Here is a 26161-nt window from a genome sequence, read left to right on the forward strand (position 1 = left end):
ACGATGATGGAGGCGCCGATCAGCGTGCCGATCAGCGTGGCAAGGCGCTTGATTAAGAAGAGGCTCATGGGGCGGGGCGCAGCATAACCCGACAACTGCAACAAGCGTGCCGTAGCACCGGATCCCCGAGGGGATCGCTCTCCCACGTTGCCGCCGGGGACTCCGCCTGCGGGGATAATCGCGGCATGGCCCTCATGATCACCGACGAATGCATCAACTGCGATGTCTGCGAGCCGGAGTGCCCGAACGATGCGATCTACATGGGCGAGGCGATCTACGAGATCGATCCGCACAAGTGCACCGAATGCGTGGGCCACTTCGATGAGCCGCAATGCGTGCAGATCTGCCCCGTGGCCTGCATCCCGATCAATCCGGCCCACGTGGAAAGCCGCGAGACGCTGCTGCAGAAGTACGAGCGTCTCACGGCAACGAAGGCCGCGCTGCCGCAGCCTCCGTCCGCACCCTCAGCCGGCGTCTGAGGCCGCGGGCTTGCGGCGCTTCTTCTTCGCGCCGCCGTCCTCGCCAGGCTTCGATCCCGGTCTCTCTCCGTAACTCGCCGTGGCCTTGCGCGGCTCGGCCGCAAGCTTGGCGGCGCGCATCTTCTCGAGGCGCTCCTGGGCTTCGAGCCTGCGTTGCGCGAGCGCCGCGCGATGGGCCTCCTGCGCGGCGCTCTGGTCGCGCTGGTGCGCCTGCTTCTCCTCGGACAGTCGCGTGCGCTCGAGCCGGTCGGCGAGCTTCGCGTTGCGCTGCGTGGCCTCGTCGGCGGCCCGGCGGTCGTCGTCGCTGCGCGCGTCGTCCACCTTCACCGTCGTTCCGCCCGCGCACGGGCGGTCGCTGTAGCTGTTGCCGCAGCGCCAGGTCGACGTGCCCGGCTGCTGCGCGAATGCGCTCGTCAGCGCACAGGCGCCGATGGCCATCGCGCTCGCGACGATGGTCCGGTGCATGCCGTGCGTGCTTCTTCTTCTCTCCCTCGTTGTCGACATCGTTCTTCTCTCCCTCTTGCTTCGCGCTCTGTCGGCGCTTCCCGCGATGAACGCTGGCTAGGGTGCGGCGGGCGCGCTGCCGTCGCCAGGCTCGCGCCGCGGCGGCTTGGGCCGGGGCGGTTTGCTCGTGTGGATGGTGGCCGTGGCCTTTTCCATTTCGCCCGCGAGCAGCGCGGGCAGGGCATGCAGGCTGCGCACGATCGCGTCGTCGATCGCGTCGCGCTGTTCCTTCAGCGGCTTCTTGAGCACCCAGTTGATCACCTCCGACTTCACGCCGGGATGGCCGATGCCCAGGCGCAGCCGCCAGTAATCGCCGGTGCCGAGCTGCGCATGGATGTCGCGCAGGCCGTTGTGGCCCGCATGGCTGCCACCGAACTTGAGCTTGGCCTGGCCGGGCACCACGTCGAGCTCGTCGTGCGCCACGAGGATCTCCTCGGGCGCGATCTTGAAGAAGCGCGCAAGCGCGGCGACCGACTTGCCCGAGAGGTTCATGAAGGTCTGCGGCTCGAGCAGCCAGATGCTCTGGCCACCGATGTTGGCGCGCGCCGCGAGGCCGTGGTAGCTGCGCTCGGGCACGAGGTTGAGCTTCCAGTCGCGCGCGAGGGCGTCGATCCACCAGAAGCCGGCGTTGTGGCGCGTGGCTTCGTATTCAGGCCCGGGATTGCCGAGGCCGACGAACAGTTTGATCATGGGGCGGGATTATCGGGCGGTCGCGCAATGCAAAAGGCCCGCGCGAGGCGGGCCTTTGGTTTGCAGCGCGAAGCCGAGAAGAATTACTTCTTGCCGGACTTCTTGGCAGGAGCTGCTGCGGGAGCGGCTTCGGCGCCTTCGGCGGCGGGTGCCGGCTCTTCGGCGACCAGCGGCGGCACGGCCGAGACCACGACCGGGTTGGTCTTGCCATGGCTCACGAACTTCACGCCCTTGGGCAGCTTGATGTCGTTGACGTGCAGCGTGGCGTTCTTCTTCAGACCCGAGAGGTCGATCTCGATGAACTCGGGCAGGTCGCTGGGCAGGCAGCTGACTTCGAGTTCGGTCATCACGTGGTTCACGAGGTTGTGGTCGAGCTTGACGGCATCGGACTCTTCCTCGCCCTTGAAGTGCAGCGGCACCTTCATGTGCAGGCGGGTCTTGGCATCGACGCGTTGGAAGTCGATGTGCTGGACCAGCTGGCGGAACGGGTGGTACTGCACGTCGCGCAGCAGCACCTTGCTCACGCTGCCGCCGAGTTCCATCTCGAGGACGGAGGCGTGGAAGGCTTCCTTTTTCAGGGCGTGCCACAGCGCGTTGTGATCGAGCTCGATCAGTTGCGGCTGGCCTTCGCCACCGTAGACGATACCGGGCGTCTTGCCCGAAATGCGGAGACGGCGGCTCGCACCCGTGCCCTGCTTGGCGCGCTCGTAAGCGACGAATTTCATGGTTAACTCCTTGGAGCGAAGGCACGACGGCCATTTCGCTTCTTGAGCGCCGACCGCGACCAGTGCGGCGCCGGTTTCAAAATGACTTCCCGATCGGGGAAGCCGGCTTTTTGCCCGAACGGCAGGAGCGCAATCTCAGAAGAGATTGTCCTGGTCCGAGAACAAACTCATCACCGACTCGCCCTTGGCAATGCGCTGGATCGTCTCGGCGATCAGCGGTGCCACGGAGAGCTGGCGAATCTTTCCGCAGGCGTTGGCGCTGTCGGAAAGGGGAATGGTGTTGGTCACGACCACTTCGTCGAGGGCCGTGCCCTTGCTGAGGCGTTCGATCGCGGGACCCGAGAAGATCGGGTGCGTGCAGTAGGCGTAGACGCTCTTGGCGCCGCGTTCCTTCAGCACCTCGGCTGCTTTGACCAGCGTACCAGCCGTGTCGATCATGTCGTCCATGATCACGCAGTTGCGGCCGTCGATCTCGCCGATCACGTTCATGACTTCGCTGACGTTGGCCTTCGGGCGGCGCTTGTCGATGATCGCGAGGTCGCAATTCAGTTGCTTGGCCAGCGCGCGGGCACGAACCACGCCGCCGACGTCGGGCGAGACCACGATCAGGTCTTCGTAGTTCTTGGCGCGCAGGTCGCCCAGCAGCACCGGCGAGGCGTAGATGTTGTCGACCGGAATGTCGAAGAAGCCCTGGATCTGGTCGGCGTGCAGGTCCATGGTGAGCACGCGCTCGACGCCCACGGTTTCCAGCAGGTTGGCCACGACCTTGGCCGAGATCGGCACGCGGCTCGAGCGCGGGCGGCGGTCCTGGCGGGCATAGCCGAAATAGGGGATCACTGCGCTGATGCGTTCGGCCGAGGCGCGCTTGAGCGCGTCGACCATGATCAGCAGTTCCATCAGGTTCTCGTTGGTCGGGGCGCAGGTGGACTGCACCACGAACACATCGCGTGCCCGGACGTTCTGGTTGATCTCGACGGTGACTTCACCGTCGGAGAAGCGGCCGACGCGGGCGGCACCGAGGGTGGTGCCCAGGTTGCTCGCGATTTCTGCGGCAAGGCCCGGATTGGCATTGCCGGTGAAAACCATGAAATCAGGATGGTGAGCCTGCATGAGCGCGTCCCGGCTGAGCGATTTGGCTTGGGAAAGCCGCCAAAGAGTTACGAGTCCTGGCGACCCTGGGGCCGCCGATTATTGCAGCGGGTCGGCCGCAAACGAAGTGCCGGGTCCAGGGACCGCGGCTTCAAAAAGAAACTACGGCCCGCGGGCCGTAGTGTCTGAAAGATTTGGCAGGGGAGAAAGGATTCGAACCTTTGCATGCTGGAATCAAAATCCAGTGCCTTAACCAGCTTGGCGACTCCCCTACACAGGTCGACGGTTTGCACCGCCTACCGATATATGTCGCATCGAAACGCCTGGGCGCTCCGATCAGTTTCTCAGTCTGCCCAACCCCGGAGTGGATGAGCAGCCAGATTGTTGCATTGGCGAACCTGCCAGCCCGTGGGGCCCGAAAGCAGTTCCGCGTTTTGCGGTTCCTGCTGCATTCTGGCGAACACCGAACTTCCGGAGCCGGTCATCCTGGCTTGAAGTCCTCGAGCGCCGAGCCAATCGATGGCTTCGGTGATCGCGGGACAGAGCCGCTGGGCAACCGGCTGCAGGTCGTTGTGGCCGAAATCGAAAACTTCCTCGCCGAGGCGTAAGGGGTTTTGATCTGCGTGCTGTTCGCGTACTGCAGCAAAGCCCGTGATTATAGCAACAGGACTGGCCCGTTGCAGATCATCCGCAGAAAAAATTAAACGGGTATCGAGTCCCTCGGGTGGTTTGACCACCACGAAGCGTGCCGACGGCAGTTCGATCGGGCGGATTTTCTCGCCGATGCCTTCGACCCAGGCGTTGTGGCCCGAGAGGAAGAAAGGCACGTCGGCGCCCAGCGACAGACCGATGCGCGCGAGTTCCGCGAGCGGCAGCCGCAGGTTCCAGAGCCGGTTGAGCGCCAGCAGGCAGGTCGCGGCATCGGACGAGCCGCCGCCCATGCCGGCCTGCGCGGGTACCTGCTTGGCGACGCCGATGTGCGCGCCCTGGCCCGGCGCCGCATGGGCCTGCAGCGCGCGCGCGGCGCGCAGCACGAGGTCGTCGGCCGGCAGCGGCACGGTCAGGTCCTCGCGACTCAGTTGGCCGTCGCCGCGCAACTCGACGTGGAGCGTGTCGCACCAGTCGATCAGCATGAAGACCGACTGCAGCAGGTGGTAGCCGTCGTCGCGCCGGCCGGTGACGTGAAGGAAGAGGTTGAGCTTGGCCGGCGCGGGAAGGTCGTAGATCGCCTTCATGACGCCGGCATGCGCTCGAACACGATGCGCAGGTCGGCCCGCGGCGCCGGCGTTTCGCGCACGGCCTGCAGCCGGCCGCTCGCGAGCTGGCCGAGGTCGGGGCGCCAGCCGGGCACGGGGTCGTTGCGCCCGTCGAGCCAGCCGAACAGCGCGGCGACCGGGATCGCGGCGCCGGTGGCGGCCTCGATCAGCGCGTCGAGCGAGGCATAGCGGCGGGTGTCGTTGCCGTTCTTCAACAGGGCTTCGCCCGGCGACCAGTGCAACTGGGCCAGCGTGCTGCCGATCGGCGTGGTGAGCGAGAGCTCGCCGGTCTCGGGCGAGCCGCGCAGCTCGAACAGGGCCGAGAAGGTCTGCACCGGCTCGCTGTCCACGCGCAGCGACATGCGGCCGCTCCAGGCGTTCGTGGCGCGCGGCGCGGAGGCCTTCGAGCCGCCCGTGAACTGCGCGCATCCCGCCACCGAGAAAGCCGCGAGTGCCGTCAGCAGCAGGCGCCGGCGGCCGTCGGGGGCTGCGAGCGCCACCATCAAGGCTTGACCCGCAGGCGCTTGAGCGTTTCCTGCAGGGTCTCGTTGTCGGCGTCGCTCAGCAGCGCTTCCTTCCAGATCGTGACCGCGCGCTCCTTCTGGCCGATGCTCCACAGCACTTCGCCGAAGTGGGCACCGATCTCCGGATCGGGGCGCGTCTTGTAGGCGGCCTCGAGGATGCGGATGGCCTCGGCGGTGTTGCCGAGCCTGAACTCGACCCAGCCCAGGCTGTCGGCGATGAACGGGTCTTCGGGCGCGAGCTGCACGGCCTTCTGGATCAGCGTGCGGGCTTCCTCGAGCCGGATCTTGCGATCGGCGAACGAGTAGCCGAGGGCGTTGTAGGCGTTCTGGTTCTCGGGCTTGAGCTGCATCAGCCGGCGCAGCAGCCGTTCCATCTCGTCGAGGCGGTCGAGCTTCTCGGCCATCATGGCCTGGTCGTAGACGAGGTCGGTGTCGTCGGGTGCGGCGGCCGAGGCCTGGGCCAGCATGTCGTAGGCGGCCTGGAACTGCTTGGCATCGCGCAGCAGCTGCACCTCGGCCAGGAACTTCTGCTTCTTGTCCTCGGGCGTGCGCTCGGGCAGGCCGCGCACGATCTCGCGCGCCTGCGGCAGCTTGCCCTGGCGCGCCAGCAGGCCGGCACGGCGGGTCTGCGCGATCACCAGGTCGTCGGTGTTGTCGATGCGCGCGAGCCAGCGTTCGGCGCCGGTGAAATCCTTGCGCCGCTCGGCCAGTTGCGACAGCAGCAGGTAGGCCTGCGTCACGCCGCGGTTGCGGTCGACGGCCTCGGCCTGCGCGGGGGCCGGCTGGCTGCTGGCCAGCTCGAGGTAGCGCTTGAGCGAGGTCTCGGCCGCGGCGTCCTGGCGTGCCTGGGCCTGCAGGCTGCCGAGCAGCAGCCAGGGTTCGGCGAGTTCGGGGCGCGCAACGGTCAGCGACTGCAGCTGGCTCGAGGCGTCGGCATAGCGGCGGTTCTCGACCAGCACGCGCGAATAGGCCACGCGCAGCTCGGGCGAAGCCTTCGGATTGCCGGCCAGGTAGCGCGTGACGATCGGCTCGGCCAGCGGCTGGCCCGGATCGATGAGTTCGAGCGCGAGCGCAGGCGGCGCATCGGAGGCCGGATCGGCCTGCTGGCCCTTGCGCGCGGCCTCGAGCGCGCCCGCGTTGTCGCCGGCATTGAGACGCAGCCGGCCCACCGTGGCCCAGGCCATGCCCGCCGTCGCGGGATTCTTGAGCTCGTCGGTCAGCGCCTGCTCGACCACCGAGGCGGCGAGCTTCTTGTCGGTGGCGCGCGAGTAGTTGCGCGCGATCACGGCCATCAGGAGCGGCCGCTCGACCTGCGGGCTGGCCGCGATCTCGGCGCGCAGCAGTTCGGTGGTGTCGCCGATGCGGTTGAGCAGGATCAGGATCTGCAGCTCGAAGCGGCGCGCGTCGCGCGAGTTGGGCACCGTGTCCTGCCAGGCGCGTGCCGCGGCGAGGGCGGCATCGCCCGAGCGCGATTGCAGCGCGATCTCGATCGCGCGCTGGAACAGCCTGCCGTCGCGCAGCCTGCGCGCCGCATCGAGCACGTACTGGTAACCCGAGCCGGGATCGCCCGAGCGCGCGCTGAGCTCGCCCATGAGGATCTCGTAGAACATGTCGGCGCTCAGGGCCGAGGGCTGCGGCGCGGGATCGGCCGCGGCGGCCGCTGCAGCGGGCTTCGCGGGCGTCGTGCGCGCGGGTGGCTTGGCGGGCTGCGGGCTCGCGGGCGTCGCCGGCTTGGGCGGCGCGCTGCGTTCGATGATGGGGGCCGGGCTGTCCGGCGCGGCGGGGTCGGAGGACTGCGCGTGGACGTGGGCGGCGCAGGCCAGGAGCACGAGTGACGCGGCCGCCGCAAGGCGGTGTCGGCGGGGCGATGGAATCATCGAACCATAATAATCCATGCATTTGAACGAGCACCGCGTGGGGCTTCGTGTCACGCAGTTGTTGGAGCCTCATGCCCGAGCTACCCGAAGTCGAAGTCACGCGGCGCGGAATCGCCGACCGCATCGCCGGCGCGCGCATCGACGCGGTGCGCATCGGCAAGCCATTGCGCTGGGCGCTGATGGTGGCTCCCGAGCTGCTGGTGGGCCGCCGCGTGCGCGAGGTGCGCCGGCGCGGCAAATACCTCCTGATCGATCTCGACGTGGGCCTGCTGCTGCTGCACCTGGGCATGTCGGGCAGCCTGCGCTTCGATGCCGCCTTGCCCGAGCCCGGTGCGCACGATCACTTCGACCTGGTCACCGACCGCGGCACGCTGCGGCTCAACGATCCGCGCCGCTTCGGCGCCGTGGTCTACGTCGACGACGAGGCCGCGCCCTGGGCGATCAAGCTGCTCGGCGGGCTGGGCATGGAGCCGCTGGGCGAGGCCTTCGACCTCGATGCCTTCCATGCCGGCCTGCGCAAGCGCCGCACCGCGATCAAGCAGGTGCTGCTCGCGGGCGACGTGGTGGTGGGCGTGGGCAACATCTACGCCTCGGAGGCGTTGTTCCAGGCCGGCATCCGTCCCACGCTGTCTGCCGCGCGCATCAGCCGGCCGCGCGCCGCGCGGCTGCATGCCGCGGTCAAGGAGATCCTGGCGCGGGCGGTCGAGAAGGGCGGCAGTACCTTGCGCGACTTCTCCATCGACGGCCAGAACGGCTACTTCCAGCTCGAGGCCACGGTCTACGGCCGCGCCGGCGAACCGTGCAGGGTCTGCGGCACGCCGATCCGGTTGCTGCGCCAGGGGCAGCGCTCGACCTATTACTGTCCGGTGTGCCAGAAGTAGCCCGGATGACGGGGCGCAGTGCCGCAGCCCGGCCGCAGGTCAATGCACGCGGGTCACCCGGTTTTCAGATTGCGATGTTATATTTGTAAGAAAGTTTTTACATTTCCACCTTGAGCCGCTCCTTCAACCAACAACTCGACCAGCACGGTGCGTGGCGGAGCAACTTCGCCCACCGCTTGCAGTGGCTGTCCCGCTGGCTGACCGAGAACGAGCTGCTCGACCAGGCGGTGGCCGAGCGGCTGCGCGGGCTCGAATCGCAGATCCGCACCAGCAAGGTCATGGTGGCCTTCGTGGCCGAGTTCTCGCGCGGCAAGTCGGAGCTGATCAACGCGATCTTCTTCGCCGGCTACGGGCGGCGCATCATGCCGGCGAGCGCCGGCCGCACCACCATGTGCCCGACCGAGCTCGGCTACGACGCCACGCTGGCGCCCAAGCTGCGCCTGCTGCCGATCGAAACCCGCCTGGAGCCGCATTCGCTCGCCTACTGGCGCGACCAACCCGCGCGCTGGACGGAGATCGCGATCGACGTCGGCGATGCCGAGCGGCTGGCCCAGGCCATGGCCAAGGTGGCGGAGGTGCGCTGGGTCTCGCAGGACGAGGCGCGCGCGCTGGGCTTCTGGAACGAGGAAACGCCCGACGACAACCCGGTGCAGGACGCCGAGGGCCGCGTCGAGATCCCGCGCTGGCGCCATGCCGTGCTGAACATGCCGCATCCGCTGCTCGAGCAGGGGCTGGTGATCCTCGACACCCCGGGCCTCAACGCGATCGGCGCCGAACCCGAACTGACGGTGAGCCTGATCCCGCAGGCGCACGCGGTGGTCTTCATCCTCGGCGCCGAAACCGGCGTCACCCGCTCCGACCTGTCGATCTGGCGCGAGCACCTGGTGACCGAGAACGAGGGCAGCGACACGCGCTTCGTGGTGCTCAACAAGATCGACACCCTGTGGGACACGCTGAGCACCCACGCGCAGATCGAGCAGCAGATCGAGCAGCAGCGCCAGGTCGCCGCCAAGCACCTCGACGTGCCGCTCGCGCAGGTGCTGCCGGTGTCGGCGCAGAAGGGACTGCAGGCCAAGGTGCATCGCGACGCGCGGCTGCTCGAGGCCAGCCGCCTGCCCGCGCTCGAGGCCTTGCTGGGCCAGGGCGTGCTCGGCAAGCGCGAGACCATGCTGCGGCTGGCCGTCGATGCCGGCATGGCCGCGCTGCGGACCGAGGCCGAGCGCATCCTCAAGGTGCGCCAGCGCGACCTGGCCGAGCAGGCGCTCGAGCTGCAGGGGCTGCGCGGCAAGAACGTGTCGGTGATCCGGCACATGCGCGCGCGCATCGACCAGGAACAGAACGAGTTCGAGGGCAGCAACGCGCGCATCCTGGCGCTGCGCTCGGTGCAGGGCAAGCTGCTGCGCGAGGTCTATGCGGTGCTGGGCCGCACGGCGCTCAAGGCCGACATGGTGCGGCTGTCGGCCGCGCTCAAGCGGCCCGGCGTCAAGTTCAACGTGCGCAAGGTGTACGGCGAGACCTTCGACTCGCTGCGCAACAACCTGCGCGAGGTGCAGGCGACCACGGCCGAGATCCAGTCGATGCTGCACGCCACCTTCCGCCAGCTCAATGCCGAGCAGGGCTTCACCCTGCAGGCGCCGGCCGAGCCCGACCTCAGCGGCTTCGAGCAGGAGCTCAGCCAGATCGAGCGCAGCCACATCCACTACCTGGGCGTGGGCAACATGCTCAAGCTCGCGCAGGCCGACTTCTGCGACAAGCTGGTGCGCGCGCTCGCGAGCCGGCTGCGGCTGGTGAACGAGGCCGCCATGACCGAGGTCGAGCGCTGGAGCAAGGGCGCCAGCGCGCAGATCGATGCGCAGCTCAAGGAGCGCCGCCGCAACTTCAGCAAGCGCATCGAGGCGATCGAGCGCATCCAGAACGCGGCCGGCAGCCTCGACGAGCGGCTGCTCGAACTGGCCACGCAGGAGAGCGCGCTGGCCGGGCTGCAGCAGCGCCTGAGCGAATTCACCGCGCTGATCGCGCAGCAGGGCAAGCCGTCCGCCACGGCGGCCTCGGCCGGCGAGCTGCGTGCCGCGGCCTGAGCACGGCGTGCCGGCGACCGTTGCCGCGCGCACGCGCAAGCGCAGCAGCCCCGAGGCTGCCGCGTCCGTCGCCTTGAAACTCCCGGCGCACTTCGCCGAGCGCGTGGTCGCCTGGCAGCGCAGCCATGGCCGCAGCGAGCTGCCGTGGCAGAACACGCGCGATCCCTACCGCGTGTGGCTGTCGGAGGTGATGCTGCAGCAGACGCAGGTCACGACGGTGCTCGGCTATTTCGCGCGCTTCCTCGAGCGCTTTCCCGACGTGCGGGCGCTGGCCGAAGGCACCGAGGACGAAGTCTTCGGCCTGTGGAGCGGACTCGGCTACTACAGCCGCGCGCGCAACATGCACCGCTGCGCGCAGGAGGTGATGGCGCGCTTCGGCGGCCGCTTCCCGCAGACGGCCGCCGAACTGGCGACCCTGCCCGGCATCGGCCGTTCCACCGCCGCGGCCGTCGCGGCCTTCTGCTTCGGCGAGCGCGTGGCCATCCTCGACGGCAACGTGAAGCGCGTGCTGACGCGCGTGCTGGGCTTCGGCGAGGACCTGTCCTCCTCGGCCAGCGAGCGCCTGCTCTGGGAGCATGCGACGCGGCTGCTGCCGCCGGCCGACGACCGCGAGGCGATCGCGAGCTACACGCAGGGCCAGATGGACCTCGGCGCCACCGTCTGCCTGCCGCGCAAGCCGAGCTGCATGCTGTGCCCGGTCAACGACAGCTGCGTGGCGCGGCGCGAAGGTTCGCCCGAGCGCTATCCGGTCAAGACGCGCAAGCTGCGGCGCACGGCGCAGTCGCTGTGGGTGCTGCTGGCGCGCGATGCGAAGGGGCGCGTGTGGCTCGAGAAACGTCCCGCCAAGGGCATCTGGGCCGGCCTGCATTGCCTGCCGGTGTTCGATTCGCGCGACGAACTGCTGGCCGCGCTGCCCGAGGCCGAACGCGATCGCTGCGAGGACCTCGCGCCCTTCGTGCACGTGCTGACCCACAAGGACCTGCATCTGCATCCGGTGCGCATCGATGGCGGAACGCCGCAGGGCGATGCGGCGCGCTGGGTCGAGGCCTCGGAATGGCCGGGCCTGGGACTGCCCGCGCCGGTGCGCAAGCTGCTCGAGAACACCGGGGGCTGAGGCCCGGCCCCTCGCCCTTGTTTCTTCAGCTCGCGTCGAGTTCGCGGTGCCGCTTGAGCGCGCCCCAGCGCGCGCCGAAGCTGCGCGCCAACTGCTCGACCAGGAACACCGAGCGGTGCTGGCCGCCGGTGCAGCCGATCGCCACCGTCACGTAGCTGCGGTGGTCGCGCGCGAGCGCATCGAGCCAGCGCGTGAGGAACTGCTCGATGTCCTCGTACATGCGCGCCACGTCGTCGTGCTCGCGCAGCCAGTCGGCCACCGGCGCGTCGCGGCCTGTCAGCGGCCGCAGCGTGGGCACGTAGTGCGGGTTGGGCAGCATGCGCACGTCGAACACGAAGTCGGCGTCGAGCGGCACGCCGCGCTTGAACGCGAAGGACTCGAACACCAGCGTCAGGCGGCTCTGCGGCGCCGAGATCAGCGACTTGACGTAGCTCTGCAGTTGCGCCGGCCGGATCAGGCTGGTGTCGATCACGTCGGCGCCTTCGCGCAGGTCGGCCAGCAGCTCGCGCTCGAGCTCGATGGCCTGCACCAGCACGCGCTGCTGGTCGGGCACGTCGGTGCGGCCTTCCTGGCTCGACAGCGGATGGCGGCGCCGGGTTTCCGAATAGCGGCGCAGCAGCGCGTCGGTGGTCGCGTCGAGGAACAGCGAGCGCAGCGACACGCCGTCGTTGCGCAGCGCCTCGAGCTGCTGCGGCACGATCGGCAGCGAGACGCCGCTGCGCACGTCCATCGCGATCGCCACGCGCTGCGCGTTCTGCGCATGCTGCAGCGCGATGAAGGGCGTGAGCAGCTCGGGCGGCAGGTTGTCGACGCAGTAGTAGCCCGCATCCTCGAGCGCATGCAGCGCAACCGACTTGCCGGAGCCCGACATGCCGGTGATGAGCACCAGGTCGAGGCTCATCGCGCAGCCCCGTGGTCTTGGCGCGCCGCCTTCATGAGGTGGCCGCCGGCGTCTTGTGGCCCAGCATCTCGCGCGCGTGGGCGAGCGAGGTCTGCGAGACCTTCTCGCCGCCCAGCATGCGCGCGATCTCGTTCGCGCGGCTGTCGCCGTCGAGCAGCGACACGCCGCTCTCGGTGCGCGGGCCGTCCTTGCCGGCGGTTCCCGCGGTCTGCCGCTTGGCGACCACGAGGTGGTGGTCGGCGCAGGCCGCCACCTGGGGCAGGTGCGTGACCGCGAGCACCTGGCGGTCGCGGCCCAGCTGCTTCATGAGCCGGCCCACGGTCTCGGCGACCGCGCCGCCGACGCCCGAATCGACCTCGTCGAAGATCAGCGTCTGCGCGGTGCCGAGCTGGCTGGTGGTGACCGCGATCGCGAGCGCGATGCGCGAGAGTTCGCCGCCCGAGGCCACCTTGCCGATCGGCCGCGGCGTGCTGCCGGTGTGGCCGGCGACCAGGAAGGCGATCTCCTCGAGACCGGCCTTGCCCGGCTGGGCCAGCGGCTGCAGATCGACCTCGAAGCGGCCGCCCTGCATGCCCAGGCCCTGCATCGCCTGCGTGACCGCCTGGGCCAGCCTGGGCGCGGCCTGCTTGCGCAGCTTGCCGAGCGCGCGGGCTTCCTTCAGGTAGGCCTGCTGCGCGGCCTGCTCGGCGCGTTCCAGGCCCTCGAGGTCGCTCTGCGCGTCGAGGGCCTGCAGCTCGGCCTGCCAGCCGGCCAGCAGCGCCGGCAGTTCGGCCGGCGGGCGCTTGTAGCGGCGCGCCAGCGACATCCACAGGCTCATGCGTTCGTCGAGCTCGGCCAGCCGCTGCGGGTCGGTGTCGGCGTCGCGCAGGTAGCCGTGCAGCGAGTGCGCGGCGTCGGCGGCCTGCGCGATGCTGGAGGACAGCACCTCGCCGAGCGCGCGGAACTCGGGCTCGATGTGTTCGCAGTTCTGCAGCAGCGTGACCGCGCGCGAGAGCGCGGCCAGCGCGCCGTTGTCCTCGTCCTCGAGCGCGTGGCTGGCGCCCTGGGCGGCATCGATCAGCGCCTGCGCGTTCGAGATGCGCGTGTGGCTGCCCGACAGTTCTTCCCATTCGTCGGCGCCGGGCGCGAGCTTCGCGACCTCCGAGATCTGCCACTGCAGCCGCTCGCGCTCGCGCTGCAGCGAATCCTGCGTGCCGCGCGCCTGCTCGAGCGCGGACAGCGCCTGGCGCCAGCCGTGCCAGGCGGCGTCGAGCGCATCGGTGCGCACGCCCGCGTAGGCATCGAGCAGGCCGCGCACCGCGTCGGGCCGCGTGAGGCTTTGCCAGGCATGCTGGCCATGGATGTCGAGCAGCCGGTCGCCGATGTCGCGCAGTTGCGTCGCGGTGGCGGGGCTGCCGTTGATCCAGCCGCGGCTGCGGCCCTGCAGGTCGACGGTGCGGCGCAGCAGCAGGGCATCGCCCGCCTCGAAGCCGCCTTCGTCGAGCCAGGCCACGAAGGTCGGGTCGTGGTCGAACTCCGCGCTCACGTCGAGCCGCTCGGCGCCTTCGCGCACCGCGCCCGCATCGGCGCGGTTGCCGAGCGCGAGCTGCAGCGCGTCGATCAGGATGGATTTGCCCGCGCCGGTTTCGCCGGTCAGCACCGTGAAGCCGTCGGACAGATCGATCTCCAGGGATCGCACGATCACGAAATCGCGCAGTGCGATGCGTCTGAGCGCCATCTCAGGAACCTCCTTCGTTCCAATGCAGTTTCTTGCGCAGCGTGTCGAAATAGCTCCAGCCGCGCGGATGCAGGAAACGCACCCGGAAATCGGAGCGGCGCACCACCACGCGGTCGCCGATCGCGAGCGAGGCCAGCGATTGCATGTCGAAATTCGCGCTGGCGTCGCGCCCGCCCACGAGCTCGATCACGATCTCGTCGGCATCGGGCAGCAGCACCGGGCGGTTCGACAGCGTGTGCGGCGCGATCGGCACCAGCACCCAGCCCGGCACCGCCGGATGCAGCAGCGGCCCGCCGGCCGACAGCGCATAGGCCGTCGAGCCCGTGGGCGACGCGATGATCAGGCCGTCGGCGCGCTGGTTGGCCACGAAATGCTTGCCCACCGACACCCGCAGCTCGACCATGCCCGAGGTCGCGCCGCGGTTGACCACCACGTCGTTCATCGCGAGCGCGTCGAACACCACGGCGCCGTCGCGCATCACCTGCGCGTGCATCAGGCTGCGGTGGTCTTCCTCGTATTCGCCGGCCAGCATCGGGATCAGCGTGGCCTGGTAGTTGTCGAGCGGGATGTCGGTGATGAAGCCGAGCCGGCCCCGGTTGATGCCGATCAGCGGAATGCCGAAGGCCGCGAGCTGCCGGCCGATGCCGAGCATGGTGCCGTCGCCGCCAACCACCAGGCCGAGGTCGCACTGCTGGCCGATCTGCTCGACCGTGAGGGCTTCGTAGCGGTCGCCGGTGGGCAGCGCCTGGGCCGGTTCGTCGTCGCCGCGCGGTTGCTCGACGTAGACCTTGCAGCCTTGAGATTCGAGGAAGCTCGCGATGCCTTCCATCACGCTGTCGCGCTCGCCGCACCGGGCACCGGAAGCCTGGTATTTGCCGATCAGCGCGACGTGACGAAAGGGGGAAGTCATGGCTACAAATTACAACACTAAAATCTTGCAATGCTGGACGACCGCGCCAAGTTGCTGCTCAAGACGCTCGTCGAGCGCTACATCGCCGATGGCCAGCCGGTCGGCTCGCGAACGCTCTCGCGTTCCTCGGGCCTGGACCTCTCGCCCGCGACCATCCGCAACGTGATGTCGGACCTCGAGGCGCTCGGGCTGATCGCCAGTCCGCACACCTCGGCCGGCCGCGTGCCCACGGCGCGCGGCTACCGGCTTTTCGTCGACACCATGCTCACCGCGCAGCGCGAGCACCTGGCCGCGCCGAGCCTCGCGCCCGACCAGCCGCAGCGCGTGATCGCCAATGCGGCGCACCTGCTGTCGAACCTCTCGCAGTTCGTCGGCGTGGTGATGGCGCCACGGCGTTCGTCGGTGTTCAAGCAGATCGAGTTCCTGCGCCTGTCGGACCGCCGGCTGCTGGTGATCATCGTCTCGCCCGAGGGCGACGTGCAGAACCGCGTGATCTTTCCCGAGGCCGATTACTCGCAGTCGCAGCTGGTCGAGGCCGCGAACTACATCAACGCCCACTACGCGGGCCTGACGATCGAGCAGGTGCGCGACCGGCTGCAGTCCGAGGTCGACACGCTGCGCGGCGAGATCGCGGCGCTGATGCAGGCGGCCGTGAAGGTCAGCTCGGACGTGCTGAGCGAATCGCAGGAAGACGACGTCGTGATCTCGGGCGAGCGCAACCTGCTCGCGGTCAGCGATTTCTCGAGCGACATGGGGCAGCTGCGGCGCGCCTTCGAGCTCTTCGAGCAGAAGGCGCAGCTGATGCGGCTGCTCGACGTGTCGAGCAAGGCCGAGGGCGTGCGCATCTTCATCGGCGGCGAGAGCCAGGTGGTGCCGGTCGAGGAGCTGTCCATCGTCAGCGCCAACTACGAGGTCGACGGCCAGGTCGTGGGCACGCTGGGCGTGATCGGCCCGACGCGCATGCCCTACGAGCGCATGATCCAGATCGTCGACATCACCTCGAGGCTGGTCAGCAACGCGCTGAGCCACCGCAAGTAGCGGGGCGCCTTTTCGGCGCGAATAGAATCGGGTCCACGTGGGCCGTTAGCTCAGTTGGTTAGAGCAGCGGACTCATAATCCGTTGGTCGCTGGTTCAAGCCCAGCACGGCCTACCACCCGTATTTTTGAGATTTGTTTCGACGAATCGGAAAGGTCCCAAAAATACGTGCTATGATCGCAAGCTGTGCGGCTGTAGCTCAGTTGGATAGAGTACTTGGCTACGAACCAAGGGGTCGTGGGTTCAATTCCTGCCAGCCGCACCACTCTTCAAGGGTCAACTCGGAAACGAGTTGACCCTTTTCTTTTTGGTGCGGGGCTCGTCCGTGCACGGCGGACGCCACGCTTTTCTTTCGATCTCCGAAAGGCGTCGCTTGAACAAGGCATTCACCAAGGAAATGGATTCCGACGCGGACGACGATGGCGCCGACGGCGCTATGCCGCCGCTGCCCGCGGGCGGCAAGAACTACATCACGCCGGCGGGCTACGAGCGGCTGCGGACCGAGTTGCTGCACCTGATGGACGAGGAGCGGCCCAAGGTGGTCGAGGCCGTGCACTGGGCCGCCAAGAACGGCGACCGCTCGGAGAACGGCGACTACCTCTACGGCAAGAAGCGGCTGCGCGAGATCGACCGCCGTATCCGCTTCCTCACCAAGCGCCTCGAGATCGCCGAGGTGACCGACCCCTCCGTGCACCACGGCAGCGACCAGGTCTTCTTCGGCGCCACGGTGCGCTATGCGGACGAGAACGGCGACGAGCGCAGCGTGACGATCCTCGGCATCGACGAGGCCGACAGCGCGCAGTCGCAGGTCAGCTGGATCTCGCCGATCGCGCGGGCGCTGCTGAAGGCGCGGGAGGGCGACGTGGTCAAGCTCGTGACGCCGGGCGGCACGCACGAGGTCGAGTTGCTGTCGGTCGTCTATCCGGCGCCGGAGCCAGGCGCCGCATAGAGGCTGCGCCGCAGGCGCGGAATCAGGACGCGGGAACGCTGCGCGCGGCGGACAGCACCGAGGTGGTCCGGCGCACCGAACGCAGCACCGCATCGAGGTGCGAGCGATCGCGCACCGCGATCACGAAGCGCAGATCGGTCGAATCCTGCGGCGTCTCGTCGGCCATCTCGACGTGGGTGATGTCGGCTTCGGCATCGGCCAGCGTGGCGGCCACGCGCGCCAGCACGCCCTTGTCGTTGCGCACGGTGATGATCACGCCGGTTTCGAAGGCGCGCGTCGGTTCGTCAGCCCACTCGACCGCGAAGAAGCGTTCGCTGTCCTTGTGGCGCAGGCGCTGGCCCACGCCGCAGGCCTCGGTGTGCACCACCAGGCCCTCGCCGTGGCCGAGGTAGCCCACGATCGGGTCGCCCGGGATCGGGCGGCAGCACAGCGCGAAGCGCACCGACGAGTTCTCGCTGCCGTCGAGCGTGACCGCGCCTTGCGAGATGGTTTCGTGCGAGATGAAGCGCTCGCGGCTCAACAGCAGCGCGTCGGGGCGCTCGCCGAGCTCGGCCATGAGCGCCATCAGCCGCTTGGCCACGATGCTCGCGATGCGCTTGCCCAGGCCGATGTCGGTCAGCAGTTCGGCGCGCGTGCGGTTGCCGGTGAAGCGCAGCAGCTTTTCCCACAGCGGCTGGTGCTCCGCATCGTCCTCGGGCAGCTTGCTCAGGCCTTCGGCGCGCAGGGCCTGCGCCAGCAGCTTCTCGCCCAGGCCTTCGGATTCGGCGTGGGCCAGGGTCTTGAGGTAGTGGCGGATCTTCGAGCGCGCACGGCCGGTCCGCACGAAGCCGAGCCAGGCCGGATTGGGCGTGGAGACCGGCGCGGTGATCACCTCGACCACGTCGCCGTTCTTGAGCTCGGTGCGCAGCGGCACCTGGTCGCCGTTGATGCGCGCGGCCGAGGTGTGGTCGCCGATGTTGCTGTGGATCGCGTAGGCGAAGTCGACCACGGTCGCGCCGCGCGGCAGCGCCATGATCTGGCTCTTGGGCGTGAAGACGTAGACGGCGTCGGGGAACAGGTCGACCTTGACGTGGTCCCAGAACTCCGCGGCGTCGCGCGTCTCGTCCTGGATGTCGAGCAGCGACTGCAGCCACTTGGTGCCCAGGCGGTCGTTGCTGGCCGTGCTCGGGTCCGCGGCCTTGTAGAGCCAGTGCGCCGCCACGCCCGACTCGGCCACCACGTGCATGGCGTCGGTGCGCAACTGGAACTCGACGCTGACGCCCGCCGGGCCCACCAGTGTGGTGTGCAGCGACTGGTAGCCGTTGAGCTTGGCGATCGCGATGTGGTCCTTGAACTTGCCCGGCAGCGGCTTGTACATCTGGTGCAGGATGCCCAGGCCGGTGTAGCAGGCGATCACGTTCGGCACGATCAGCCGGAAGCCGTAGATGTCGGTGACCTGGGCGAAGCTCAGGTGCTTTTCCTCCATCTTGCGGTAGATCGAATAGAGCGTCTTCTCGCGCCCCGCGATCCGCAGCGTCATGTTGGCGGCGGCGAAGGCGGTCTCGACCTCGCGCTGCACCTTCTGGATCAGGTCGCGCCGGCGACCGCGCGCCTTGGCCACGGCCTTGGCCAACGTTGCATAGCGCCACGGTTTGAGGTGCCGGAACGACAGTTCCTGTAACTCGCGGTACGTCTGATTGAGGCCGAGCCGGTGCGCGATGGGTGCGTAGATGTCGAGCGTTTCGCGCGAGATCCGGGCCCATTTCTCGCGCGGCGCGTCGGCCAGCGTGCGCATGTTGTGCGTGCGGTCGGCCAGCTTGACCAGGATCACGCGCACGTCGCGCGCCATCGCCAGCAGCATCTTGCGGAAGGACTCGGCCTGGTTCTCCTCGCGCGTGTTGAACTGCAGCTTGTCGAGCTTGGTGAGGCCATCGACCAGCTCGGCCACCGGCGCGCCGAAGCGCTCGATCAGTTCGGGCTTGGTGACGCCGCAGTCCTCGATGGCATCGTGCAGCAGGGCGGCCATCAGGGCCTGCGCGTCGAGCTTCCACTCGGCGCATTGCGCCGCCACGGCGATGGGGTGGGTGATGTAGGGCTCGCCGCTGTTGCGCAGCTGGCCCAGGTGGGCCTCGTCGGCGAAACGGTAGGCGCGGCGGACCAGTTCGGTGTCTTCGGGGCTCAGGTAGTCGAGCCTGGCCGTCAGGGCCGCGAAGCTGGCGGCGGCCGCATTCAGCGCCGCCGGGCTCGGCTTCGGCGTGCCCGCAGGGGCATGGGACTGAGATTTTGCGACCGCGCTCATGGCTATCACTTTAGCGTGACCGCTGTGTGGACGTGATCAGGCGTAAAAAAAGCACCGCGTCGCGGTGCTTTTCCGTTGCAAGCCTGCGTCAGCAATCAGCCGGGAACCTTCTTGAGCATTTCCAGGCCGATCTTGCCTTCGGCGATCTCGCGCAGCGCGGTCACGGCCGGCTTGTTCTTGCTTTCGATCTTCGGGGCATGGCCCTGGCTCAGCATGCGCGCGCGGTAGGTCGCGGCGAGCACGAGCTGGAAGCGGTTGGGGATCTGCTGCAGGCAGTCTTCGACGGTGATGCGGGCCATGATGGAATCTTTCGGTCGGTGAGCGAGGAATCAGGGGATGTTCAGGGCGGCGAAAGTGTCGGCACGCGCGCGTCGCTGTGCGGAATACCGGAGCCGCTGAGCGTGGACGATCGCTTTGAGATCGAACAGTGCGCGCTCAAATAACTCGTTGATTATAACGAAATCGAATTTCCCGGCCTGCGCCATCTCTTCGGCGGCGTTCTGCAGCCGCAGTTCGATGACCGCGGCGCTGTCCTCGCCCCGGCGTTCCAGCCGCGAGCGCAACTCTTCCCAGCTCGGCGGCAGGATGAAGATCATCACCGCGTTCGCGAAGGCCTTGCGGATCTGCAGCGCGCCCTGGAAGTCGATCTCGAGGATCACGTCGGCGCCCTGGGCGATGCGTTCCTCGATCGCCTTCTTGGAGGTGCCGTAGCGTTGCCCGTGCACGTGGGCCCATTCGACGAAGGCGTCCGAGGCCACCATCGCGTCGAACTCCGAGGTCGAGGCGAAGAAGTATTCGCGGCCGTGCTTCTCCTGCCCGCGCGGCGAGCGCGTCGTGTGCGACACGGAGGGTTGCACCGCCGAGTCGAGCTCCATCAGGGCCTTCACGAGGCTCGACTTGCCGGCCCCGCTCGGTGCCGCAACCACGAAGATGTTGCCGGGATAGTCCATGCTTTCCTTCACTCGCTCGCTCACTCGATGTTCTGGACCTGCTCGCGCATCTGCTCGATCAGCACCTTCATGTCCACGCCGATGCGCGTGAGCTCCAGCGCCGCCGACTTGGAGCCCAGCGTGTTGGCCTCGCGATGCAGCTCCTGGATCAGGAAGTCGAGCCGCTTGCCGATCTCGCCGCCCTTCTTGAGCAGCCGCTCGATCTCGTCGAGATGCGAGTTCAGCCGCGTCAGCTCCTCGGCCACGTCGATGCGAATCGCGAACGCGGTCGCCTCGGTCAGCGCGCGGTCCTGCGCCGCCTCGGGCAGCGTGCCGCCGCCGTTGGCGCCCAGGCCCATGGCCTCCTGCCAGCGCTCGAGGAAACGGGTGCGCTGCTGTTCGACCAGCTGCGGCACCAGCGGTCCGGCCTGGGCGACCAGCTCGCGCAGTTGCCCCAGGTGGGCCTCGAGCATCTTGGCCAGCCGCGCGCCTTCGCGCTGGCGGGCCGACACCAGGGCATCGAGCGCCTTGCCGGCCACCTCGAGCAGGTCGGCGCCCCAGTCGCCGCGCGGCGCGCTGTCGCTGCCCGCCAGCCGCAGCACGTCGGCCACGCTGAGTTCGCGCGCGCCGGGCAGCCAGGCCTTGATGCCGTCCTGCACGCCGTTGAGCCGCTGCAGCAGCTTGACGGAAGGCTCCGCCACGCCGCCCTGGACATTGCTTTCGATGGCAGCGCGCAGCTCGACCTTGCCGCGCTTGAGGCGGCCGGTCAGCAGTTCGCGCAGGGCGGTTTCGTGCTGGCGCAGCTCTTCGGGGAGCTTGAAGGTGAGGTCGAGGAAGCGGCTGTTGACCGAGCGGATTTCGACCCCGAGCCGGCCCGCGGCGGAGGGCCGCGCGTCGGTTTCGGCGTGGCTGCCCGAGGGGCCGTTCTGGCCGCTGGCATAGCCGGTCATGCTGTAAACTGGCATTGCGCCTCTCTGTGGTTCTGCTTGCATGCACCGAGGCACCGGCACGGCGTTCGCTTGCCGCACCATCGCCTTCGGGCGAAACTCCCGGATTATGTCAAAGGTCAAGCCGTCACCTCTGCCGCCCGATACGACCATCGGCGGCTACCGCATCGTTCGCAGGTTGTCGGCGGGCGGTTTCGGGGTGGTGTACCTGGCGATCGACCCCAGCGGCCAGCAGGTCGCGGTCAAGGAGTATCTCCCTTCTTCGCTCGCCACCCGCGGCCCCGGCGAACTCGCCCCGCAGGTGCCGGCCGAGAAGCTCTCGCTGTACCGCCTCGGCCTCAAGAGCTTCTTCGAGGAAGGCCGCTCGCTCGCGCAGATCTCGCATGCCTCGGTGGTCAGCGTGCTCAACTTCTTCCGCGAGAACGAGACCGTCTACATGGTCATGAACTACCTGGAGGGCGCGACCCTGCAGGACTTCGTGGTCACCGCGCGCGACCTCAAGCGGCAGAAGGTGTTCCGCGAATCGACGATCCGCTCGCTGTTCGACGAGATCCTGCGCGGCCTGCGCATCGTGCACCAGTACAAGATGCTGCACCTCGACATCAAGCCCGCCAACATCTTCGTCACCGACGACGACCGGGCCGTGCTGATCGACTTCGGCGCCGCGCGCGAGGTGCTCAGCAAAGAAGGCATCTTCATCCGCCCGATGTACACGCCCGGCTTCGCAGCGCCCGAGATGTACCGCCGCGATTCCTCGATGGGCCCCTGGACCGACATCTACGCGATCGGCGCCTGCATCTACGCCTGCATGCAGGGCTACCCGCCCAACGACGCGCCGCGCCGCATCGAGAAGGACCGCCTGAGCCTCTCGCTGTCGCGCCTGCGCGGCGTCTATTCCGACAACCTCATCGAGGTGGTCGAGTGGTGCATGTCGCTCGATCCGCTCTCGCGCCCGCAGTCCGTGTTCGCGCTGCAGAAGGAACTCAGCCGCGAGGGCGAGCGCCGCTACACCAAGCTCACGGTGGGCGAGAAGGTGCGCCTGTCGATCGACAACATCCGCTCTTTCGACAAGAAGAGCGCGCCCCGCGCGGCGGCACCGACGACCCGCCCGGCATGACGACGCAGCGCATCGCCTCCCCGATCCTTGCCCGCCTGGAAACGCGGCCATGAAGTTCTCCGTCTTCCAGGTCAGCCGCAAGGGCGGCCGCGTCAAGAACGAAGATCGCATGGGCTACTGCTACACGCGCGAATCGGGCCTGTTCGTGCTGGCCGACGGCATGGGCGGCCATCCCGAAGGCGAGGTGGCCGCGCAGATCGCGCTGCAGACCGTGGCCGCGCTCTACCAGCGCGAGGCACGCCCGATGGTGAAGGACCCCAAGGCCTTCCTCGCCGAATCGGCGATGGCCGCACACCAGCAGATCATGCGCTACGCCAGCAGCAAGGCGATGCTCGACACCCCGCGCACCACCGTGGTCGCAGCCGTGCTGCAGGCCGGCATGGCCACCTGGATGCATTGCGGCGACTCGCGCCTGTACGTCGTGCGCGACGGCCGCCTGCTGGTGCGCACGCTCGACCATTCGCATGCCGAGCGCCCGCGCCACCGCGGCGTGTCCGAGTCCTCGCCCGCCAACCGCAACCTGCTGCTCACCTGCCTCGGCTCGCCCACCACGCCGCTGTTCGACGTGTCGGCCCCGCTGGCGCTGCAGCGCGGCGACCGCATCATGCTGTGCTCCGACGGCGTCTGGGGCGTGCTCGACGACGCGCTGATCGTCCACACCCTGTCGTCCGGCAAGCCCGTGTCCGATGCCGCCCCCGACCTCGCCGAGATGGCGCTGCGCAAGGGCGGCTCGCACAGCGACAACGTGACGCTGATCGCGCTCGAATGGGAAATGCCCGACGCGCCCGGCGAGGAGCCCGGCATCTCCACCGACAGCATCAGCGACGGCGTGTTCGCCTCGACCATCCAGGCCGGCATGCTCGCCGACGACGAGATCGAGGACCTCGACGAGGACGCCATCGAGCGTTCGATCGCCGAGATCAACGAAGCCATCCGGCGTTCGGCGGCCCGCAAGACCTGAATCGTTCCGCGCCTTCCCGTTCGAGGGCGCGCCCGTGTTTTTTCCTTCCTTCTTCTTCATCAGACCATGACAGCTTTCACCCGTAGCGGCGGCCGCGCCGCCGACCAGTTGCGCCCCGTGCGCATCACGCGCGGCTTCACCATCCACGCCGAGGGCTCGGTGCTGATCGAGTTCGGCCAGACCCGCGTGCTGTGCACCGCCTCGGTCGAGGAGAAGGTGCCACCGCACAAGAAGGGCAGCGGCGAAGGCTGGGTCACGGCCGAATACGGCATGCTGCCGCGCGCCACCCACACCCGCAGCAGCCGCGAAGCCGCCAAGGGCAAGCAGACCGGCCGCACGCAGGAGATCCAGCGCCTCATCGGCCGCTCGATGCGCGCCGTGTTCGACCTCGCCGCGCTCGGCGAACGCACCATCCACCTCGACTGCGACGTGCTGCAGGCCGACGGCGGCACCCGCACCGCCGCCATCACCGGTGCCTTCGTCGCCGCGCAGGATGCCGTCAGCAAGCTGATCGCCGCCGGCACGCTGGCCGCCTCGCCGATCAAGGGCCATGTCGCCGCCATCTCGGTGGGCATCGTCGGCGGCACGCCGCTGCTCGACCTCGAGTACACCGAGGACTCCGCCTGCGACACCGACATGAACGTCGTCATGACCGGCGCCGGCCATTTCGTCGAAGTGCAGGGCACCGCCGAGGGCGTGGCCTTCACGCGCGAGGAGATGAACCTGCTGCTGGGCCTGGCCGAAAAGGGCATCGGCGAACTCGTCGTCCTGCAGCAGCAGGCCCTGCAGGCCAAGTAGCAGCCATGAACCGCGGCCCGCAGAAGGCCGCCGCAGTTATTCCTTTCCACGTATGAAACTCGTCCTGGCTTCCAACAACGCCGGCAAACTGGCCGAACTGCAGCAGCTCTTCGCCGAACTCGACGTCACGCTCGTGCGGCAGTCGGAGCTTGGCGTGAGCGAAGCCGAGGAGCCGTTCCGCACCTTCGTCGAGAACGCGCTGACCAAGGCGCGCCACGCCAGCGCCTCCACCGGCCTGCCCGCCATCGCCGACGACGCCGGCCTGTGCGTCGATGCCTTCGGTGGCCTGCCGGGCGTCGACACCGCCTACTACGCCACCCAGTTCGGCTACCCCAAGGGCGATGCCAACAACGTGAAGGCGCTGCTCGAGCAACTGGCCGGACAGGCCAACCGCCGCGCCGCGCTCGTCAGCACCCTGGTCGCGCTGCGCCGCCACGACGACCCCGAGCCGCTGATCGCCGTGGGCCGCGTGGTCGGCGAGATCGCGCCGGCGCCGGTCGGCGACAACGGCTTCGGCTTCGACCCCGTGATGTACCTGCCCGCCTTCGGCAAGACCTTCGCCCAGCTCACGCCCGAGGTGAAGAACGCCCACAGCCACCGCGGCCAGGCCGCGCGCGCCATGCTGGCGCTGATGCGCGAGCGATGGCTGTGAGCGCTCCCTCGTCCGTCGTTCCCATCCAGCCCGCGGCGCCGGCCGGCGCGCCGCACGCCAACGACGTGCTGCACTGGATGCGTCCCGGCCCGCTGCAGCTGACGGCGCTGCCGCCGCTCACGCTGTACATCCACCTGCCGTGGTGCCTGCGCAAGTGCCCGTACTGCGACTTCAATTCCCACGAGTGGCGCGCCACGAGCACCGCCGAGGCCGAAGGCATGCCCGAGTCCGCGTACATCGACGCGCTCGTCGCCGACCTCGATGCCGCGCTGCCGCTGATCTGGGGCCGTGGCGTCCAGGCCATCTTCATCGGCGGCGGCACCCCGAGCCTCTTCTCGCCCCAGGCCATCGACCGCCTGCTGGGCGACGTGCGCGCGCGCCTCAAGCTCGCGCCCGACTGCGAGATCACGCTCGAGGCCAACCCCGGCACCTTCGAGCGCGACCGCTTCCGCGCCTACCGCGCGGCCGGCGTCACCCGGCTGTCGCTGGGCGTGCAGAGCTTCAACGACGAACACCTGAAGGCGCTGGGCCGCGTGCACGACCGTGCCCAGGCGATCGCCGCCGCCGAGGAGGCCGCGGCCTCGTTCGACACCTTCAACCTCGACCTCATGTACGCGCTGCCGGGCCAGTCGCTCGAGCAGCTCGACGCCGACCTCACGCAGGCACTCGCGCTCGCGCCGCCGCACCTGTCGGTCTATCACCTCACCATCGAGCCGAACACCTGGTTCGCCAAGTTCCCGCCGCAGCTGCCCGAGGACGACATCGCCTACGCCATGCTCGACCGCATCACCGAGCGCACCGGCGCCATCGGCATGTCGCGCTACGAGGTCTCGGCCTATGCGCGGCCCGGCCACACCTGCGCGCACAACCTCAACTACTGGCAGTTCGGCGACTACCTCGGCATCGGCGCCGGCGCCCACAGCAAGCTCAGCTTCGCCCACCGCATCGTGCGCCAGGTGCGCTTTCGCGAACCGCGCCTGTACATGGACAACGCCCGTGCCGGCACCGCCGTCGCGCAGAGCGACGAGGTCGCGCTGGCCGACCTGCCGTTCGAGTTCATGCTGAACGCCATGCGCCTGAAGGCCGGTTTCACGCTGATGCAGTTCGGCGAGCGCACCGGCCTGGCCTTCACCGCGATCCAGCGCGCTCTGGAGGAGGCCGAGCGCAAGGGCCTCGTCGAACGCGACCTGAGTCGCGTGTGGCCCACCGAGCGCGGGCTCGATTTCCTCAGCGACCTGCAGACCCTGTTCCTGCCCGAGGACTGAGCACGGGCCGGGCTCGGCATAGAATCGCCGGCTCCGGAGAGTTGGGTGAGTGGTTTAAACCAGCAGTCTTGAAAACTGCCGACGGGCGACCGTCCGTGAGTTCGAATCTCACACTCTCCGCCAGGATCATCCAGGTCCGCTTTTTTGAAAGTCCCGCGCAGCCCATGCGACGGGACTTTTTTCGTTGGGACGCTGGTAGGCGCGACCGAGGCGCTGGCTCGCGGCGTCAGGCGTAGTCACAGCCACTTGTAAGCCCGCCTTCTTACACGCGAACGCTCGCATCGCCGCGCACCCGCGCAAGCTCGTCGAATCAGGCAAGAAAACGCGCGAAACGCGCAATCGATTCCGCGAGCGCTTCCCAAGAATGGTGCTTCGCCACGCCCGCACCAGACGGGCAAACGAGCGCAAGCACCCGCCACCCGCGCGCGGCGAGCCACCCACGGGACCCAACAACATCCCTTCTCCTACTGCAATCCCCGATGGC

General features: G+C 68.6%; 25 protein-coding genes and 4 tRNA genes. 14 read left to right on the forward strand and 15 right to left on the reverse strand.

Features of this window, described 5'->3' with window-relative positions:
* Positions 1-185: 185 nt before the first annotated feature.
* Positions 186-479: a YfhL family 4Fe-4S dicluster ferredoxin gene (locus ACODT0_RS35500; RefSeq protein ID WP_057595143.1), complete on the forward strand. Its 294-nt coding sequence runs from the start codon at positions 186-188 to the stop codon at positions 477-479.
* Here ACODT0_RS35500 and ACODT0_RS35505 read toward each other — a convergent pair.
* The 8 genes from ACODT0_RS35505 to ACODT0_RS35540 all read right to left on the reverse strand — a co-directional run bounded on the left by ACODT0_RS35505 (position 465) and on the right by ACODT0_RS35540 (position 7144).
* Positions 465-944 carry a hypothetical protein gene (locus ACODT0_RS35505; protein ID WP_057595176.1) on the reverse strand — a complete coding sequence of 160 codons (480 nt, stop codon included), beginning with the start codon at positions 942-944 and terminating at the stop codon, positions 465-467. The genes ACODT0_RS35500 and ACODT0_RS35505 overlap by 15 nt on opposite strands.
* A 96-nt stretch (positions 945-1040) precedes the next feature.
* Positions 1041-1673, reverse strand: coding sequence for an aminoacyl-tRNA hydrolase (gene pth, locus ACODT0_RS35510; protein WP_057595144.1), 633 nt, complete (start codon positions 1671-1673; stop codon positions 1041-1043).
* Positions 1674-1756: 83 nt separating this feature from the next.
* Positions 1757-2398, reverse strand: coding sequence for a 50S ribosomal protein L25/general stress protein Ctc (locus tag ACODT0_RS35515; RefSeq protein ID WP_057595145.1), 642 nt, complete (start codon positions 2396-2398; stop codon positions 1757-1759).
* A 135-nt stretch (positions 2399-2533) separates the two neighbouring features.
* Entirely contained in the window at positions 2534-3508 is a 975-nt protein-coding gene (locus ACODT0_RS35520) for a ribose-phosphate pyrophosphokinase (protein WP_057595146.1), read from the reverse strand.
* Between the two features lie 174 nt (positions 3509-3682).
* A tRNA-Gln gene (locus ACODT0_RS35525) sits at positions 3683-3759 on the reverse strand.
* A 72-nt stretch (positions 3760-3831) separates the two neighbouring features.
* Positions 3832-4722: a 4-(cytidine 5'-diphospho)-2-C-methyl-D-erythritol kinase gene (gene ispE / locus ACODT0_RS35530; RefSeq protein ID WP_057595147.1), complete on the reverse strand. Its 891-nt coding sequence runs from the start codon at positions 4720-4722 to the stop codon at positions 3832-3834.
* The gene (locus tag ACODT0_RS35535) at positions 4719-5246 is read right to left on the reverse strand and encodes a lipoprotein insertase outer membrane protein LolB (RefSeq protein WP_422095980.1); all 528 of its coding nucleotides are present in this window, start codon (positions 5244-5246) and stop codon (positions 4719-4721) included. Before ACODT0_RS35535 ends, ispE begins: the two co-directional genes overlap by 4 nt.
* Positions 5246-7144, reverse strand: a complete 1899-nt coding sequence (locus ACODT0_RS35540) for a tetratricopeptide repeat protein (protein ID WP_489043397.1) — start codon at positions 7142-7144, stop codon at positions 5246-5248. Before ACODT0_RS35540 ends, ACODT0_RS35535 begins: the two co-directional genes overlap by 1 nt.
* Before the next feature lie 71 nt (positions 7145-7215).
* Here ACODT0_RS35540 and mutM point away from each other — a divergent pair, with 71 nt between their 5' ends.
* The 3 genes from mutM (at position 7216) to mutY (ending at position 11217) form a co-directional block, all read left to right on the forward strand.
* A complete protein-coding gene (mutM, locus tag ACODT0_RS35545) occupies positions 7216-8025 on the forward strand; it encodes a bifunctional DNA-formamidopyrimidine glycosylase/DNA-(apurinic or apyrimidinic site) lyase (protein WP_057595149.1) in 810 nt (269 codons plus the stop codon).
* 110 nt (positions 8026-8135) lie between these two features.
* Positions 8136-10103 (forward strand): dynamin family protein, encoded by a 1968-nt coding sequence (locus tag ACODT0_RS35550; protein WP_057595150.1) that lies wholly within the window; start codon positions 8136-8138, stop codon positions 10101-10103.
* 73 nt (positions 10104-10176) lie between these two features.
* Positions 10177-11217: an A/G-specific adenine glycosylase gene (gene mutY / locus ACODT0_RS35555; protein WP_489043421.1), complete on the forward strand. Its 1041-nt coding sequence runs from the start codon at positions 10177-10179 to the stop codon at positions 11215-11217.
* A gap of 25 nt (positions 11218-11242) precedes the next feature.
* Here mutY and rapZ read toward each other — a convergent pair whose 3' ends face one another.
* Genes rapZ through ACODT0_RS35570 form a run of 3 tightly spaced genes read right to left on the reverse strand, consistent with a single transcriptional unit; the run spans position 11243 to position 14745 of the window.
* The gene (gene rapZ, locus ACODT0_RS35560) at positions 11243-12118 is read right to left on the reverse strand and encodes an RNase adapter RapZ (protein ID WP_057595151.1); all 876 of its coding nucleotides are present in this window, start codon (positions 12116-12118) and stop codon (positions 11243-11245) included.
* Between the two features lie 31 nt (positions 12119-12149).
* Entirely contained in the window at positions 12150-13835 is a 1686-nt protein-coding gene (gene recN / locus ACODT0_RS35565; RefSeq protein WP_489043398.1) for a DNA repair protein RecN, read from the reverse strand.
* A 1-nt stretch (position 13836) separates the two neighbouring features.
* Positions 13837-14745, reverse strand: a complete 909-nt coding sequence (locus ACODT0_RS35570) for an NAD kinase (protein ID WP_057595153.1) — start codon at positions 14743-14745, stop codon at positions 13837-13839.
* 30 nt (positions 14746-14775) lie between these two features.
* Here ACODT0_RS35570 and hrcA point away from each other — a divergent pair, with 30 nt between their 5' ends.
* The 4 genes from hrcA (at position 14776) to greB (ending at position 16730) form a co-directional block, all read left to right on the forward strand.
* The gene (hrcA, locus tag ACODT0_RS35575; protein ID WP_057595154.1) at positions 14776-15783 is read left to right on the forward strand and encodes a heat-inducible transcriptional repressor HrcA; all 1008 of its coding nucleotides are present in this window, start codon (positions 14776-14778) and stop codon (positions 15781-15783) included.
* A gap of 39 nt (positions 15784-15822) precedes the next feature.
* Positions 15823-15899: transfer RNA gene (locus ACODT0_RS35580), tRNA-Ile, on the forward strand.
* A gap of 70 nt (positions 15900-15969) precedes the next feature.
* Positions 15970-16046: transfer RNA gene (locus tag ACODT0_RS35585), tRNA-Arg, on the forward strand.
* 108 nt (positions 16047-16154) lie between these two features.
* Entirely contained in the window at positions 16155-16730 is a 576-nt protein-coding gene (gene greB / locus ACODT0_RS35590; protein ID WP_489043399.1) for a transcription elongation factor GreB, read from the forward strand.
* A 22-nt stretch (positions 16731-16752) separates the two neighbouring features.
* On the opposite strand, the gene ACODT0_RS35595 is transcribed toward greB, so the two are convergent.
* From ACODT0_RS35595 to ACODT0_RS35610, 4 genes are all read right to left on the reverse strand, one after another.
* Positions 16753-19008: a RelA/SpoT family protein gene (locus ACODT0_RS35595; protein WP_057595156.1), complete on the reverse strand. Its 2256-nt coding sequence runs from the start codon at positions 19006-19008 to the stop codon at positions 16753-16755.
* 95 nt (positions 19009-19103) lie between these two features.
* Entirely contained in the window at positions 19104-19307 is a 204-nt protein-coding gene (rpoZ, locus tag ACODT0_RS35600) for a DNA-directed RNA polymerase subunit omega (RefSeq protein ID WP_057595157.1), read from the reverse strand.
* Positions 19308-19337: 30 nt separating this feature from the next.
* Complete coding sequence (gene gmk / locus ACODT0_RS35605) at positions 19338-19958, reverse strand: guanylate kinase (protein ID WP_057595158.1); 621 nt, start codon at positions 19956-19958, stop codon at positions 19338-19340.
* A gap of 20 nt (positions 19959-19978) precedes the next feature.
* Positions 19979-20902: a YicC/YloC family endoribonuclease gene (locus ACODT0_RS35610; RefSeq protein WP_057595159.1), complete on the reverse strand. Its 924-nt coding sequence runs from the start codon at positions 20900-20902 to the stop codon at positions 19979-19981.
* Positions 20903-20993: 91 nt separating this feature from the next.
* Here ACODT0_RS35610 and ACODT0_RS35615 point away from each other — a divergent pair, with 91 nt between their 5' ends.
* The 6 genes from ACODT0_RS35615 (at position 20994) to ACODT0_RS35640 (ending at position 25800) form a co-directional block, all read left to right on the forward strand.
* A complete protein-coding gene (locus ACODT0_RS35615) occupies positions 20994-22001 on the forward strand; it encodes a serine/threonine protein kinase (RefSeq protein WP_057595160.1) in 1008 nt (335 codons plus the stop codon).
* Between the two features lie 49 nt (positions 22002-22050).
* Positions 22051-22962, forward strand: a complete 912-nt coding sequence (locus tag ACODT0_RS35620; RefSeq protein WP_057595161.1) for a PP2C family protein-serine/threonine phosphatase — start codon at positions 22051-22053, stop codon at positions 22960-22962.
* Between the two features lie 66 nt (positions 22963-23028).
* A complete protein-coding gene (rph, locus tag ACODT0_RS35625; protein WP_489043400.1) occupies positions 23029-23760 on the forward strand; it encodes a ribonuclease PH in 732 nt (243 codons plus the stop codon).
* Positions 23761-23812: 52 nt separating this feature from the next.
* Positions 23813-24412 (forward strand): RdgB/HAM1 family non-canonical purine NTP pyrophosphatase, encoded by a 600-nt coding sequence (rdgB, locus tag ACODT0_RS35630; protein WP_489043401.1) that lies wholly within the window; start codon positions 23813-23815, stop codon positions 24410-24412.
* On the forward strand, positions 24403-25677 hold the full coding sequence (gene hemW / locus ACODT0_RS35635) for a radical SAM family heme chaperone HemW (protein ID WP_489043403.1): 1275 nt from the start codon (positions 24403-24405) through the stop codon (positions 25675-25677). Before rdgB ends, hemW begins: the two co-directional genes overlap by 10 nt.
* A 35-nt stretch (positions 25678-25712) precedes the next feature.
* A tRNA-Ser gene (locus ACODT0_RS35640) sits at positions 25713-25800 on the forward strand.
* Positions 25801-26161 lie beyond the last annotated feature (361 nt).

The sequence above is a fragment of the Variovorax sp. FG153 genome, assembly GCF_057809595.1.

What these genes read in the sequence shown, in the direction of transcription:
- ACODT0_RS35500 (WP_057595143.1), top strand. Translation starts at nt 186, where the DNA reads ATGGCCCTCATGATCACCGACGAATGCATCAACTGCGATGTCTGCGAG.
- ACODT0_RS35505 (WP_057595176.1), bottom strand. Translation starts at nt 944, where the DNA reads ATGCACCGGACCATCGTCGCGAGCGCGATGGCCATCGGCGCCTGTGCG.
- pth (WP_057595144.1), bottom strand. Translation starts at nt 1,673, where the DNA reads ATGATCAAACTGTTCGTCGGCCTCGGCAATCCCGGGCCTGAATACGAA.
- ACODT0_RS35515 (WP_057595145.1), bottom strand. Translation starts at nt 2,398, where the DNA reads ATGAAATTCGTCGCTTACGAGCGCGCCAAGCAGGGCACGGGTGCGAGC.
- ACODT0_RS35520 (WP_057595146.1), bottom strand. Translation starts at nt 3,508, where the DNA reads ATGCAGGCTCACCATCCTGATTTCATGGTTTTCACCGGCAATGCCAAT.
- ispE (WP_057595147.1), bottom strand. Translation starts at nt 4,722, where the DNA reads ATGAAGGCGATCTACGACCTTCCCGCGCCGGCCAAGCTCAACCTCTTC.
- ACODT0_RS35535 (WP_422095980.1), bottom strand. Translation starts at nt 5,246, where the DNA reads ATGGTGGCGCTCGCAGCCCCCGACGGCCGCCGGCGCCTGCTGCTGACG.
- ACODT0_RS35540 (WP_489043397.1), bottom strand. Translation starts at nt 7,144, where the DNA reads ATGATTCCATCGCCCCGCCGACACCGCCTTGCGGCGGCCGCGTCACTC.
- mutM (WP_057595149.1), top strand. Translation starts at nt 7,216, where the DNA reads ATGCCCGAGCTACCCGAAGTCGAAGTCACGCGGCGCGGAATCGCCGAC.
- rapZ (WP_057595151.1), bottom strand. Translation starts at nt 12,118, where the DNA reads ATGAGCCTCGACCTGGTGCTCATCACCGGCATGTCGGGCTCCGGCAAG.
- recN (WP_489043398.1), bottom strand. Translation starts at nt 13,835, where the DNA reads ATGGCGCTCAGACGCATCGCACTGCGCGATTTCGTGATCGTGCGATCC.
- ACODT0_RS35570 (WP_057595153.1), bottom strand. Translation starts at nt 14,745, where the DNA reads ATGACTTCCCCCTTTCGTCACGTCGCGCTGATCGGCAAATACCAGGCT.
- hrcA (WP_057595154.1), top strand. Translation starts at nt 14,776, where the DNA reads ATGCTGGACGACCGCGCCAAGTTGCTGCTCAAGACGCTCGTCGAGCGC.
- ACODT0_RS35595 (WP_057595156.1), bottom strand. Translation starts at nt 19,008, where the DNA reads ATGAGCGCGGTCGCAAAATCTCAGTCCCATGCCCCTGCGGGCACGCCG.
- rpoZ (WP_057595157.1), bottom strand. Translation starts at nt 19,307, where the DNA reads ATGGCCCGCATCACCGTCGAAGACTGCCTGCAGCAGATCCCCAACCGC.
- gmk (WP_057595158.1), bottom strand. Translation starts at nt 19,958, where the DNA reads ATGGACTATCCCGGCAACATCTTCGTGGTTGCGGCACCGAGCGGGGCC.
- ACODT0_RS35610 (WP_057595159.1), bottom strand. Translation starts at nt 20,902, where the DNA reads ATGCCAGTTTACAGCATGACCGGCTATGCCAGCGGCCAGAACGGCCCC.
- ACODT0_RS35615 (WP_057595160.1), top strand. Translation starts at nt 20,994, where the DNA reads ATGTCAAAGGTCAAGCCGTCACCTCTGCCGCCCGATACGACCATCGGC.
- ACODT0_RS35620 (WP_057595161.1), top strand. Translation starts at nt 22,051, where the DNA reads ATGAAGTTCTCCGTCTTCCAGGTCAGCCGCAAGGGCGGCCGCGTCAAG.
- rph (WP_489043400.1), top strand. Translation starts at nt 23,029, where the DNA reads ATGACAGCTTTCACCCGTAGCGGCGGCCGCGCCGCCGACCAGTTGCGC.
- rdgB (WP_489043401.1), top strand. Translation starts at nt 23,813, where the DNA reads ATGAAACTCGTCCTGGCTTCCAACAACGCCGGCAAACTGGCCGAACTG.
- hemW (WP_489043403.1), top strand. Translation starts at nt 24,403, where the DNA reads ATGGCTGTGAGCGCTCCCTCGTCCGTCGTTCCCATCCAGCCCGCGGCG.